Source organism: Zhongshania guokunii, from assembly GCF_040892635.1.
GTDB classification, from domain to species: domain Bacteria; phylum Pseudomonadota; class Gammaproteobacteria; order Pseudomonadales; family Spongiibacteraceae; genus Spongiibacter; species Spongiibacter guokunii.
This window is the reverse complement of sequence record NZ_JBFRYA010000012.1, coordinates 37,841-50,297: the sequence shown is the minus strand read 5'-3', so window position 1 is coordinate 50,297 and position 12,457 is coordinate 37,841. Positions and strand designations below refer to the sequence as shown.

Here is a 12,457-nt window from a genome sequence, read left to right as displayed (position 1 = left end):
ACTTTGCTTATTCCAATAGCGCTATTGACGCCAACCTCCCGCCCGTCAAGGCCAGTAAATCCAGCACGGCCAACTCTATTTCCAAGCCCCGCCGCCCTGCACTCACGTATATACTGTCAAACGTCGCAGCCGACTCATCGACTACCGTCGGCAATAACCGCTTTTGTCCGAGCGGGCTAATCCCACCCAGCACATAGCCGCTGGAGCGCTCCACATCGGCAGGCGCGGCCATCACAACCCTTTTCACCTTTAAGGCTTTAGCCATGGCCTTTAAATTTAACTGCCCCGCTACCGGCACCACCGCAACGGCCAAGCCCTTCGGCTCTTGAGTCACCACTAAGGTTTTAAACACCTGCGCGGCATTCAAGCCAAGTTTTTCAACCGCCTCAAGCCCATAGGAATGACTAGCAGGGTCATGACTATACTCGTGCACCACGTGCTCTATTTTGTGTTTTTTGGCGAGGTTAATGGCCGGTGTCATGCGCTTATTCCCCGTAGTCTGGAGTTGACCGCAGTGCTATTGCTGAGCTCCCGATTATAGCTAGCGATGAATACACTGCGGCGCAAAATATAAAGTCTATATAGGCGCGGCCCTCTAAACACTAGCCAGAGATCACTAATATACAGCCATAATCCCGTCATAAAAAAAGCAGCGCCACCAGACACTGCTTTGCTACACGCATACTCTAAACGATATTAACTTATGGGCTGACTGATCGGCACCACGTTGGCACCACCCTTAGGTGATGTCGAAACGCTAGCAGTTTTGGTTTTTAGTACAGCAGGTTTAGCCGTGGCCTGACTAGCCGCAGACTTTGCCTTTTTAGCAATAGGCTTTTTCACAGCAGGCATCGCACTGCGTTTAGCAGGCTTTGCTTTGCTGCGTGGCTTGGCCGATATCGCTCGCTTTTTTGCCGGTGGAGATGCTTTCACTCCAAGCGTAACTTGGTCTCTAACCGCCGCCAGTAGTTCTGCGAAAGATTGCTCAAGGCATTCACGGTAAAACGCGGGATCTGCTAGCGACTCGCGATCACCAACTATCGATAAGGTAACAACGCCATTTGAGCTGAAAATCAAATGTGACAAACCCACACCAGGTGTGAGTAAACCCAGGCCGTAATACCTGAGCATCTGCGCCCCAGCCGAATACACCGGAAATGTCGGGCCGGCAACGCTGGACGCTAGCGAGCTAATTCCCGACGGCAAATACTGGGTTAACTCTCTATTCACATAGGTATTGACAAGGGGGCGCATTATCGCCGGCGACATCACCCCAGCCAAACCCAGCACATCAACCAAGGGGGAATTCTCACCGTATACTTTTGCCTCTTGAGCGCTAGTACAAAGTTTTCTTAGGCGCTGTAGCGGATCGCCAATATTGGTGTGAAGGTCCATCACCACGGCGCTCTGTTCAGCTTTTTCGTCGTTCAAAACTCGGCGGTGATGCTTATTTAGGGGAATGGACACCGCGAGACTCGCATCAGGCAGCTCATTATGGTGTTTGAGGTATTTACGCACACCACCCGAAATAATTGCCAATACCACGTCGTTAAACTTAACTTCGCCAAGGTCTTTTATCGCCTTAATATCCGCAAGGGGAAACTCCGTGGCCTCAAAAACACGGTAGGGGCCAACAGGGCTGTTAAAGCGAGTACGGGGGAAACTAACTGCCGGCACAGGAATTTTATTTTGCGCCATGCCAATGGCCATTTTGCCCAAGTCCCGCACAATACCCGCACTGCCTTTCAGCAATTTCACCGTGCCTTTCAGGTTATTTAGTGCGGCTGAACTCATAAGATACAAAGCGTTAGGTAACACCTCGTTCGTTAATACAAACTCAGCTTGGGGGACTGCTGCTGGGTCTGGCTCTAAATCATGAATGACCGACATAATTGACGAGTCGCCAGCGCCATCAACCAAGGCGTGATGCACTTTGGTGTAGATACCAAAGCCCCCCTTCGGAACCCCTGGAATATTGTCCAAGCCCTCGATGATATAGGCCTCCCACAGGGGCCGACTCATATCCAGTGGCCGCGCGTGTAGCCGAGCAACCAGAATACACAATTGCCGCCAATCACCTGGCTGCGGCAGGGCGATATGGCGGATATGAAATTCGACATCAAAATTAGCGTCTTGCATCCAGTAAGGGCGATCAACATTGCCGGGCACTTTAACGAGACGAGAGCGGAACATTGGGTGTTTTTGCAGGCGGCGCTCAAAATTAGCAATAACACCTTTAAAGCGGACAACACCGCCAGGTGCAGTTGAGGGGTCGTAAATACCTAAGCCACCAACATGTTGGGGGGTATTGGCATGTTCTAAATTAATAAACGCGGTATCGAGAACACCTAACTGCTTCATGCAAGCTAACCTCTTATTTTAATATTCCCAGCCTAGGGTATTTTCCATAGTACAGCAATTTCCCCGCGTTCAAAGTAGTGCTCACCAGGGAAGTCGGCGCTGAACTAATTTAGGAAAGGCGTGCAGGCCTAAGCCTACTGAAAATTGCCAGCAAGCTTTAGGCCAAAGTTTGTTTTTATTGCGCTAGGGCGCGGGTTTTCGAGACTTGCGCTGGCGAGCTGGCGGCGGCGCACCAACATGGGATTCATTGCGCAGACGGGCAAGTTCAACCTGTTTCTGGCGATCCCGAAAGCGCTTGCGTTGATCTTCGGTGATGTGGTTAAAACACGCGGGGCAAGTTACCCCTTCTTCAAAATATTCACTGCGCTTATCGCTGTCGGTAATCGGCCGCCGACAACCGTGGCAAAGATCATGGCTACCTGTGTGTAAGCCGTGGGTTACCGCAACCCGATTATCAAATACAAAACACTCGCCCTGCCAGAGACTTTCCGCCTCATCGACTTCTTCCAAGTATTTGAGAATACCGCCCTCGAGGTGGTAAACCTCGTCAAAACCCTCGTGTTTCATAAATGCAGAGGCTTTCTCGCAGCGAATTCCACCAGTGCAAAACATCGCCACTTTTTTATGAACGGCGGGGTCGTAATGCTCGCGCACATATTCTGGAAACTCCCGAAAACTGGTGGTTTTTGGGTCTACCGCGCCCTTAAAAGTGCCAATTTCGACCTCGTAATCATTGCGCGTATCAATCAGTAACACCTCGGGGTCGGCAATCAGCGCATTCCAATCTCGGGGCTTCACATAACTGCCAACCACGTCATTGGGGTCGATGCCTTCGACGCCCATGGTCACAATCTCTTTTTTCAGTTTGACCTTCATCCGATAGAAGGGCTGCTCTTTATCGAAAGACTCTTTATGCGCAAGCCCGGCCAAACGCGGGTCTGCCCGTAAATACGCCAGCACTTGGTCGACACCGGCCCGTGAGCCGGCAATTGTGCCATTAATACCTTCTTCTGCGAGCAGCAAAGTACCCTTCACTTCGGCGCGTAAGCAACAGGCTAAAAGCGGCTCGCGCAGCGCCTGATAATCGGGAAGGCTGACAAATTGATACAGGGCGGCAACAACAAACTGATTCATACTAGTTTCCGCCCTGCTCCTTTTTACTACCGCCCAAACAATCTGGCGATGCTGGCACTGCGCCGGCACGGGCCAACCACTCGTCGGGACTGTAGGTGTGCATTGCCAAGGCGTGAACTGGGCCGGCTAACTCCTCAGACAAAATTTGATAAACCCGCTGCTGGCGGGCCACTTTGCGTAATGTCGCGAAGGCATCGGCGACTACCACCACTTTAAAATGAGTTTCAGAATTGGCAGGAACACTGTGCATATGGCTTTCGTTAATGACCTCAAGGTGGCTGGGCGTCAGCGCCGCCAGTAATTTGCCTTGAATTGTTTTTTGTACCAGCATTTATGCCACTCCCAATTGTTACAACGGCGCATATTATACACAGAGAAATGCTTGCCATGAGGCGGAATTTTGTTCAATAAGAAGGCAAGATTGGCTGCGAACTGGGGTTTTACGCCCCATTAATGCCCACTTTCTGGGGCTTTAAACTGCGAGTTAGGCTTAGCTTTACAGAGAATTACGTCTTGCGGCGTTTGGCCGCCGCCGAGCGCAGCGCTGCCGCATAGGCGCCATTCGCCCATGTCAGCAGCAACTCAACATCATCTAGGGCCTCTTCTGGCGCCTGACAATAAGAAAGCGCAATATCGCGACCACCCCGCTCATAGCTAAACGGCAGCAAACCCAAGGCGTCGAAATCGCTGCGATTTTCAGCATCAGCTTTTAAATACAGGGTGTTATCAAGGACCAAGGCAAACATCAGGCCTTCTATAAACAAGCCCCAGCCGCCAAACATACGCCGCGCAGTGACTGGCCCCATCCACTGTAATTGCTCTAGCAAAAACTGGATAAATGCACTTTCCTTGGCTGCCATTGACCCCTACTCCCGTTTTAGCTAATAGCACCTTGTGCGGTATTGCTCAGCTGCGACTAATTTTGCGCTACGCCAGCGCCAAGTTCAGCGCCAAGTTCCGTAATACCTGCAAAGCAAATACCGCTTAGGCGCTGCGCCAAAAGATTTTGATCCGCAGCCAATCCCCAGCGCATATAGGCCAGCTTGTCGCCGCGATACACGCGCACTGACAGGCCTTGGGCATAGCACGCTAATTGTAATTTTTCTGCAGTAATAAGCGGCATCACCAAGCTAATAAACAGCGGCGTAGTGCTTATATGCTGTATATAAGCACCAAAATATTGCCTCAATAATCCTGTTTGCTGCTGACTAGCTGTTTGCAATTTCGTCAGCATCTGCTGCTGCCACGGCTTATCAGCCAAGGCCAAGCGGCCCAGCCACTGGGCGCTGCCACTCACCCCCCAGGGACCCAAACGGTCATCGAGCTCCGCTAAAAAATCAGCGCGGCCTAGCGCAAAACCGAGGCGTAGGCCCGGCAAGCCAAAGAACTTACCCACTGAGCGCAGTAATACAATACCGGGCTCGGCCGCCAGCATACTCAAGTCACTGCTTGGCAGCACATCGGCAAAGGCTTGATCGAGCACGACCATGCCATCGTCGGGCAACAGGGAGCGCCAGTAGTGAACGTCAGCTTGGCTTACCGTATCACCGGTAGGGTTGTTGGGACTGATAATAAGCAAATACTGAATTTGCTCGCTCGCAATCAATTCGGCAATACACTCGCGCTGATAGTCATGAAACAGGTAAATATCGTGGCCCGCCTGCTGCCAGCGATAGCGGTGCTCTTCATAGGCAATTGCCGGCAGTAGAATTCGGCCAGGCTTAACCATATAGGGCAATTGCTGAATGACCGGCTGGCTGCCTGCCGTTGCCAAAATCGCGTCGCTTGCTACGCCGTAATAATCTGCTGCCGCAAGGGTCAATTGTGGGCAGGTATAGGGCAGCACCTGGTAACACTGCGCCGGCGGCTCAGGTACCGGCCAGGCCCAGGGATTTACGCCCGTTGCCAAGTCCAGCATGGCGAGGCCATGATTTGCCTCTGGAATATTTTTAGGGTCGCCGCCGTGATGGGGACGCGCCAATGTCCTTTCCGTCACAGCCGCAATCCTAATTCCGTGTACAGACCTGCACCTAAACCCAAGACCATCATTAGCCCAATCCATATAGCCAACTGGCTATTCACCAGTTTTACACTCCGCGCTAAATCACCGATAGCCGGCGCCTCGCCATGGCCAAGTGCTGGCCGCAGCACCGCCGCGCCGTGATAGCTCGCCGCGCCCCCCAAATTCAAGCCAAGGGCAGCCGCGCCGCTGGCCATCACCGAGCCGGCGTTAATACTTTTCCAGCGCCAGCCCTGCTGTATCCAGCAGCGCAGGCCCCACCTCGACCCAGCCAATATACTAAACCCCAGCGCGGTGAGCTGAGCAGGAATAAAATTACACACGTCGTCACTGCGCGCCGCCCACCAGCCAAAATATTGATAGCGTGAATTGCGATAGCCCCACATTGCATCCAAGGTATTCGTTAAGCGCTGCAACACCACCCCCGCAGGGCCAGCGACGGCGTAAAAGAACAGGGAGGCAAACAAGGCATCGCTGCTATTCTCTAGAGTCGTTTCCAAGCCCGCACTTAAAATTTGCTCAGCGCTGAGGCCCTCGGTATCTCTGCTTACCAAATAGCCCACTCGCCGGCGCGCCTCGTCGAGATCGCCCACCGTCAGTGCCTCGCCAATAGGCGCAATATGCTCGCGCAAACTCTGCCAACCCACCGCCCAATACAGTACCGCTATGTGTAAACCCACGCTGAGGGCGCCCGAAAGCTGGAGTAACAAATAGTCGAGGTAGGCAATGGCTATGACTGGCGGAAGCACCAGTACACACCAGCAGCCAAGACCTTGTAAACGTTTAACACCAGCAGGCGCTGACCGATTACATTGCCGCTCAATACCGGCAGCCAGGCGTCCAAAGCCAACCAAGGGGTGCCAGCGCGCGGCTTCGCCCAATACTTTATCGACACCAAGCGCCGCAACCCAAACTAGGCTAATGAGCAAGAAATTATTCAATAAGGATTCCAAAGATAAACTGCCGCGCTGAGCAAACTATAAGGTCATCAGCGGGCGCAAATGGTGCTAAACGCACTCGCTAATCAATGCGGGGCACTTTAAAGAATGCAGCTAGGAGGGTCAATTGGAATTACCGCGAGCTTAAACACCCAAGCGGTAGAAGGCGGCGGCGTTATCCCAAAGTACTTTTTTGGTTGCGGTATCGCCAAGTGCGTTACCAATAATTTCAATATCGACGGGATTAAAGGCGCGGGGTGAACGGGTAGAAGGTAGGTCGGTACCAAACATTAATGCATCAGGATTAATCTCGAACAAGCGCCTAATTGCCTGACTTACCGCAAAATCAACTCGACCAAAGCCTGTGGCTTTCACCCGAGCACCACTTTCGGCAAGCTGATACAAAACTGGCAAGCCCTCTTTCGACAAACCTAGGTGGTCGATACTCACCGCCGGCAAACGGCACAGCCGATCACTAAAATCGGCTAGCGACTTACAGTCGGCATAGATCTCGATATGCCAACCCAGTAAATCGTAAATCCGATTGGCAAAATCAATGAGGTGTTCTGAGGTTTCTGAGCCACCTCGTCGCAAATTAAAGCGCACCGCGCGGATGCCATGCCCAGCCAGCAGCAGTAAATCTTCGTCGCTAATGGTATACGGGACTTGAGTTACGCCAACAAACGTCGGCCCCAAGGCCGCCAGCGCGGTAATTAAATAGCTTTGATCAAAGGATTGAAAGGAGCCTGACACCACGGCGCCACCGCCCACACCAAGCGCTGCAGTTTGGCCAACATAATCGTCAACGGTAAACGCATCGGGCAAAAAGCCGTCATTACTGACCAGCGGAAAGGCTGGATCAATAATGTGCAGATGGGCATCAAATATCATGTGCTGCATACCGCTCTTACCTCCGCCAGCTAATCTATGAGCCAGCGTAATCGCCATTTTGTTATTTTATGAGCTGGCTGGCCTGAGCCAAGCTTTTCAACAGTCGCAGATTTACGACCTAAAAGCAATATTGATTACGCCGCCTATGACACATCAGCCCTGCTGGTTTTTGGCGGCAATCCACTGTGACATATATTGATGACTTTTTACGGTGTGGTGGCGCAGCATTAGGCCGTTAAAGTGTTTCAGGCGGTGCTCGTTTAATTCAGTGCTCAGTTCTAACAAGCGCTGAGCAAAATACGCTAGATGACTACTGCACTGATAGCGTTTCAGTAATAGCTCGCCGCCTTGCCGCTGCGCGGCTTCCCACGCGTCACGGTCGCCATACAATGCACAGGCCGCCGCCGTAAAATCGGCTGCAAACTGACTGGAGTCTGTAACAATACTGCCACTCCACGCCAAATCACCGCACATCCCTTCCGCGCCAATAGCACTGGTAATCGATGGGGTGCCACACTCCATCGCCGCCAATAACTTACCCTTCTGGCCGGCACCAAAGCGCAGCGGCGCCAAACATAAGCGCGCCTTACGCACTACCTCATCTGCATCCGCAGCCCAGCCTTTAACCAGAAAGCCCAGTTTATCGCTGTGCAGTTGCAGGGCCTTGGGTGGCGGATAAGCGCCGTAAACATGGCATTGCAGCATCGGCATGCGCCGCCGAATAAGCGGCCATATTTCACTGCGCAAATACTGTACGGCATCCCAATTGGGCGCGTGACGAAAGTTACCCACCACCACGCAGTGCTGGCGCTCATCATAGCTCGGCCAGTTTGCGGCCTGAGAACCATCAAATTCGCTAAGCAGCGGCAAATAATGCAGTAAATCGGTGGGCACACCATAGCTGTCTTGCAGTAGCGCCAATTCAAACTCGGAAATAATCAACGTCAGATCACAGCGCCAAATCGCGGCGATTTCCCTCAATGCCAGCTCGCTGCACAAGTCCTGTCGATTAAGCTCGCGCTTTTGCTTTAAGGCCTGGTGGCGGGCGTGACGCAGGCAGTGCAGATCTTCGCTGTCGAGTATTTTCAGGGCCGCCGGACAACTGCGTTCAACCCGCCAGCCGAATTGCTCTTCCATCAGAAAACGGTCAAATATCACTACCGTCGGCTGTAGATCTTTTATATAGGAATCAAAACTATCGCAGTTAAGGACAATACTTACCGCACTAACGTCCAGCGCGGCAAGATCAACGCTGTGTTCACCCAGCACGGCGGCGCTGGCAAAGTGGATCTCGCCGCCATTTGCTTGCAGTGCAGACACCAGTTCCAGCATTCGCCGCCCTGCGGCCGAAGAGTTTGGTTCAGGCCAGACATAGCCAATAATTAAGACACGCACTATTTCACGCCCGCCGCTAACTTTAATGAGAGGGATAATATTTTCAATAAACAATCGGTGAATTTATCAGCGGACACGAAGGGATTACGCCATCGCAGATTGCATAAATAGTTCAGCGCATGAATAGACCGGAATTCTTTTCACTGATTTGCTGATTTAAGGTCCAGTAATCGTAAATTACGCCGAGTAAAAACACGCCGCCGGTTAGCAAATACAGAATACCACTCAGCCACTTGCCCATATAAAAACGGTGCAGGCCAAAAATGCCAAGAAACGTCAGTAGTATCCAAGCTAAAGTGTAGCTGGTTGCACCACTTTTAAATGAGTTATCCGCTTCCCTATCCATGCTCGGAATAAGAAACAAATCGACAAACCAGCCAATTAAAAATAAGCCTAGTGTAAAAAAATAAATCGTCGCGCTTATGGGGCGTCCGTAGTAAAACCGATGCGCACCCATAAAGCCAAAAATCCATAAAATATAACCAACGACTTTACTGTGGGTGTTATCCATTGTTCGGGAGCTCCATTGCGGCCGCTAGACTTTAATTGCAAAGCCGTTAAAACTAGCGTCTTTGAATATAGGGGAATTTCACCCAAGGGCGTTCACTTAAGGCCCTAGAGTGTAGGCGATTCGGCCCCAGAGCTAAACCCCACCACCTAAATATCCGAGCGCATTCGATCAGCAGCAACGTTATTTTCTTGATGAACCACTGAGTACAAAAATAATCGATGCCGGGCTTCCGCTCTCGGCGTTCAAGGGTTCAATCAACTCTTCTAATTGCAAGCCACAGCCTTTAAACATTGCTAACCACGTCGCTAAAGTTCGAAAATACCACGGTGCTGGGTCGCTAAAATCTTCACTAAAGCCCTGCCAGCTCCCCTCTCTCCAGCCGTCGCAATAAGGCTCACCACTATAAGCGGGATGCAGTGTTTGAATTACGCAGCGTCCCTTTTCATTTATCAGCGTAGCAATAGCAGCCAAAACATCCTCAACGAGCTGATGGCCCAGCAGCGAAAAATTACATACCACGCAGTCTACGGCTTGTTGCCAAGCGCCTGCGGCAAACTCTTCGTAAGACATCACCGAAAATGTACCACCGCGCTGTTGTGCTCGGTCAATTAATCCAGCAACTGCGTCTACGCCTTCAGCAGTCACGCCGAGATCAGCCAGTGCACGTACCAGCCAACCCTCACCACAGCCGAGATCGAGCACGTGCTTAGGACTCTGAGCAATAATCGCATTCACGATTGCGGCGTCACTTACCGCTACGCGGCTACGGATCTCTGACTCGCGAACAGCGCGGGTCCATGGCTCAACATTTTTATGCCACGACCGCAGAATGGCCGCTTCCTTACTCTTGTCCTGCATACTCAACTCCCTGTACCCACTCTATGCAAAAGCCAAAACTCACGCTAAATACAAATGCCGCACCGAGCTAAAGACTATCGCCAAACGCCGAAATCAACCACCGCAAAATACCTTAAATTGATTGCAGTATTGCGGCTCTGAGCTTATAAGGTCTGTTTAATTCTGTCTGAAGCTTAGGCTTAAGCAATTTCTTGAGTTGACTAATGCACTGCCCGTTTTATGAAGCCAATCAATGCCGGTCCTGCAACTTCCTAGAGCAGCCTTATTCTGTGCAGCTGCAGAATAAGGAGGCAGCTCTACAGGCCTTGCTTGCCCCTTTTTCGCCACCGCCATTACTGAATTCAATTAGTTCAGAAGCCCAGTATTTTCGCAACAAGGCCAAAATGGTAGTACTCGGCAGCACTGAGAAACCACTGCTCGGCATTACCAATCATCGCGGCCAAGCCCTGAGCCTATGTGAATGCCCACTCTACCCCGACGACATGCAGCAGCTCCTAACGGTACTAGAGCAATGGCTCGGGCAGCTCGCCATTGCGCCTTACCACATTAAACAACGCAGCGGCGAGCTTAAATACCTGTTGCTAAACCGCAATGAACAAGGCCAATTTATGCTCAGGCTGGTCTTACGCAGCACCAATGCAATGGCAAAAATTCGTGATTCCCTGCCGCCCTTACTGGCGGCACAACCTAGCATTACATCGGTTTCGGTTAATATTCAGCCAGTAGCCATGGCCATTATCGAAGGGCCAGAAGAGCATGTGCTGTGCGGCGATAATTGGCTGCGCCACACGCTAAATGGCATTCCGCTGTACCAAAGGCCGAAGGGCTTTTTCCAAACCAACCCCACAGTTGCCGCCCAATTGTACGCCGCGGCACAGCAGTGGACTGCCGAACTGGATATTCGCCACTACTGGGATTTATTTTGTGGATCAGGGGGCTTCGGACTGCACTGCTTAAATACTGAGCGCCAGCTGGTCGGCATCGAGATCGAGGCCGAAGCCATCGCCTGTGCCAAGCGCAGCGCCGATGAAATGGGGCTTGCCGCTCAAGTAAGCTTTCAGGCCCTAGACTCCAGCGCCTTTGCCAGCGCCGCCACAGATAGCGCGCCCCAACTTATTATTATCAACCCCCCGCGTCGCGGCCTTGGCGCAGCACTTTGTGCGCAAATTGAACAACTGGCGCCCCAGCACCTGCTCTATTCCAGCTGTAATGCGCAATCATTGGCGAGCGACCTGGGCGCACTCGGCAACTATCACATTCAGCGCCTGCAATTATTTGATATGTTTCCCCATACCGCCCACTATGAGGTATTAGTACTACTCAGCCGCAAGTAATCAGCCAGAACACTGACTCCGCTATGACCTCCATCATTTTAAACGCGCAAGAATTTGCCGTGAACGACGGCGAAACCGTATTGGATACATTACTCAGAAATCGGGTTGCCATTCCCTATGGCTGCCGCGCTGGCGCCTGCCAGGCCTGCCTTATGATGAGCGACGGCGAGATTCCCGACGATTGCCAGCTCGGCCTAAGTCAAGAACGCATTCAAGAAGGCTATTTCCTAAGTTGCCAATGTGAACCCGAGCAGACTATGCAGCTGCAGTTTCCAGCCCTAAGCCAAGAGAAACATCTCGCCACGGTTGTGGAAAAGACCCAATTAAACCCGCGTACCTTACGCCTGCGCTTAAGTTGCCGCCTGCGCTGGCGAGCGGGGCAATATATTACGCTGTGGATTAACGACCGTACCGCCCGCTGCTATTCGATTGCCAGTGTTGCCAGCCTGCATAATTTCATCGAACTCCATATTCGAATCTACCCCACTGGCGCCGTAAGCCCGTATTTGCTGAATGCCATCGAGATTGGCGAGCAACTGGCCATTCAGGGGCCTTATGGCGAATGTGTCTACGACCCCAAGCAAGCTCAGCAGGCGCTGTTACTCATTGCTGCGGGCACGGGCTTAGCGCCGCTACTCGGCTTAGCGCAAGACGCACTCAGCCAAGGCCACGGCAGTGCCGTTCACTTACTTTTTAGCGTCAAGCGCCACAAGGATTTTTACGGCATAAGCGAATTGCAAATATTGCAGCAGCAATATGCCAACTTCCATGTAACGCTAGCCTGCGACGAGGCCGTCGCGACCTTAACACCACCGCCAGAATTGCCAGCGACAGCGTCTTATTCAGCAGTTTTACACCGCGACTTCGCTCAGCTGCGCGGGACCAAAGTGTATATTTGTGGCGGCGATGACTTTGTGCAGCGCGCGCAAAAGCAGTGTTTTATGCAAGGGGCCAGCCGCCGCGACATTATTTGCGAAGCCTTTATCAACTTCAGCCCAAGCGAAGCCTAAACAAT

Annotated in this window: 13 protein-coding genes; 2 read left to right on the top strand and 11 right to left on the bottom strand. The window is 52.0% G+C overall.

Annotated elements, in window-relative coordinates; translation table 11 throughout:
* Positions 1-7 precede the first annotated feature (7 nt).
* The 11 genes from ybaK to AB4876_RS13590 all read right to left on the bottom strand — a co-directional run bounded on the left by ybaK (position 8) and on the right by AB4876_RS13590 (position 10,108).
* The gene (ybaK, locus tag AB4876_RS13640; RefSeq protein ID WP_368382338.1) at positions 8-481 is read right to left on the bottom strand and encodes a Cys-tRNA(Pro) deacylase; all 474 of its coding nucleotides are present in this window, start codon (positions 479-481) and stop codon (positions 8-10) included.
* A 215-nt stretch (positions 482-696) separates the two neighbouring features.
* Positions 697-2,361 (bottom strand): WS/DGAT/MGAT family O-acyltransferase, encoded by a 1,665-nt coding sequence (locus AB4876_RS13635; RefSeq protein WP_368382337.1) that lies wholly within the window; start codon positions 2,359-2,361, stop codon positions 697-699.
* A 183-nt stretch (positions 2,362-2,544) separates the two neighbouring features.
* Positions 2,545-3,495: an oxygen-dependent tRNA uridine(34) hydroxylase TrhO gene (gene trhO / locus AB4876_RS13630; protein ID WP_368382336.1), complete on the bottom strand. Its 951-nt coding sequence runs from the start codon at positions 3,493-3,495 to the stop codon at positions 2,545-2,547.
* A gap of 1 nt (position 3,496) precedes the next feature.
* Positions 3,497-3,826, bottom strand: a complete 330-nt coding sequence (locus AB4876_RS13625) for a BolA family protein (RefSeq protein WP_368382335.1) — start codon at positions 3,824-3,826, stop codon at positions 3,497-3,499.
* 175 nt (positions 3,827-4,001) lie between these two features.
* Positions 4,002-4,355, bottom strand: coding sequence for a TfoX/Sxy family protein (locus tag AB4876_RS13620; RefSeq protein ID WP_368382334.1), 354 nt, complete (start codon positions 4,353-4,355; stop codon positions 4,002-4,004).
* A gap of 56 nt (positions 4,356-4,411) precedes the next feature.
* A complete protein-coding gene (locus tag AB4876_RS13615; protein WP_368382333.1) occupies positions 4,412-5,491 on the bottom strand; it encodes an aminotransferase class I/II-fold pyridoxal phosphate-dependent enzyme in 1,080 nt (359 codons plus the stop codon).
* Entirely contained in the window at positions 5,488-6,456 is a 969-nt protein-coding gene (gene cbiB, locus AB4876_RS13610) for an adenosylcobinamide-phosphate synthase CbiB (RefSeq protein ID WP_368382332.1), read from the bottom strand. Before cbiB ends, AB4876_RS13615 begins: the two co-directional genes overlap by 4 nt.
* A gap of 141 nt (positions 6,457-6,597) precedes the next feature.
* Positions 6,598-7,353 (bottom strand): amidohydrolase family protein, encoded by a 756-nt coding sequence (locus tag AB4876_RS13605; RefSeq protein WP_368382331.1) that lies wholly within the window; start codon positions 7,351-7,353, stop codon positions 6,598-6,600.
* A gap of 144 nt (positions 7,354-7,497) precedes the next feature.
* A complete protein-coding gene (locus AB4876_RS13600) occupies positions 7,498-8,739 on the bottom strand; it encodes a glycosyltransferase (protein WP_368382330.1) in 1,242 nt (413 codons plus the stop codon).
* Between the two features lie 112 nt (positions 8,740-8,851).
* Complete coding sequence (locus AB4876_RS13595; protein WP_368382329.1) at positions 8,852-9,250, bottom strand: NINE protein; 399 nt, start codon at positions 9,248-9,250, stop codon at positions 8,852-8,854.
* Between the two features lie 180 nt (positions 9,251-9,430).
* Positions 9,431-10,108: a class I SAM-dependent methyltransferase gene (locus AB4876_RS13590; RefSeq protein ID WP_368382328.1), complete on the bottom strand. Its 678-nt coding sequence runs from the start codon at positions 10,106-10,108 to the stop codon at positions 9,431-9,433.
* 203 nt (positions 10,109-10,311) lie between these two features.
* On the opposite strand from AB4876_RS13590, the gene rlmC reads away from it, so the two are divergent.
* Positions 10,312-11,442: a 23S rRNA (uracil(747)-C(5))-methyltransferase RlmC gene (rlmC, locus tag AB4876_RS13585; protein ID WP_368382327.1), complete on the top strand. Its 1,131-nt coding sequence runs from the start codon at positions 10,312-10,314 to the stop codon at positions 11,440-11,442.
* Between the two features lie 23 nt (positions 11,443-11,465).
* On the top strand, positions 11,466-12,452 hold the full coding sequence (locus AB4876_RS13580; RefSeq protein WP_368382326.1) for a 2Fe-2S iron-sulfur cluster-binding protein: 987 nt from the start codon (positions 11,466-11,468) through the stop codon (positions 12,450-12,452).
* Positions 12,453-12,457 lie beyond the last annotated feature (5 nt).

Excerpts from the sequence above, each read along its gene's own strand:
- ybaK (WP_368382338.1), bottom strand. The coding sequence starts at position 481 with ATGACACCGGCCATTAACCTCGCCAAAAAACACAAAATAGAGCACGTG.
- AB4876_RS13635 (WP_368382337.1), bottom strand. The coding sequence starts at position 2,361 with ATGAAGCAGTTAGGTGTTCTCGATACCGCGTTTATTAATTTAGAACAT.
- trhO (WP_368382336.1), bottom strand. The coding sequence starts at position 3,495 with ATGAATCAGTTTGTTGTTGCCGCCCTGTATCAATTTGTCAGCCTTCCC.
- AB4876_RS13625 (WP_368382335.1), bottom strand. The coding sequence starts at position 3,826 with ATGCTGGTACAAAAAACAATTCAAGGCAAATTACTGGCGGCGCTGACG.
- AB4876_RS13620 (WP_368382334.1), bottom strand. The coding sequence starts at position 4,355 with ATGGCAGCCAAGGAAAGTGCATTTATCCAGTTTTTGCTAGAGCAATTA.
- AB4876_RS13605 (WP_368382331.1), bottom strand. The coding sequence starts at position 7,353 with ATGCAGCACATGATATTTGATGCCCATCTGCACATTATTGATCCAGCC.
- AB4876_RS13595 (WP_368382329.1), bottom strand. The coding sequence starts at position 9,250 with ATGGATAACACCCACAGTAAAGTCGTTGGTTATATTTTATGGATTTTT.
- AB4876_RS13590 (WP_368382328.1), bottom strand. The coding sequence starts at position 10,108 with ATGCAGGACAAGAGTAAGGAAGCGGCCATTCTGCGGTCGTGGCATAAA.
- rlmC (WP_368382327.1), top strand. The coding sequence starts at position 10,312 with ATGCACTGCCCGTTTTATGAAGCCAATCAATGCCGGTCCTGCAACTTC.
- AB4876_RS13580 (WP_368382326.1), top strand. The coding sequence starts at position 11,466 with ATGACCTCCATCATTTTAAACGCGCAAGAATTTGCCGTGAACGACGGC.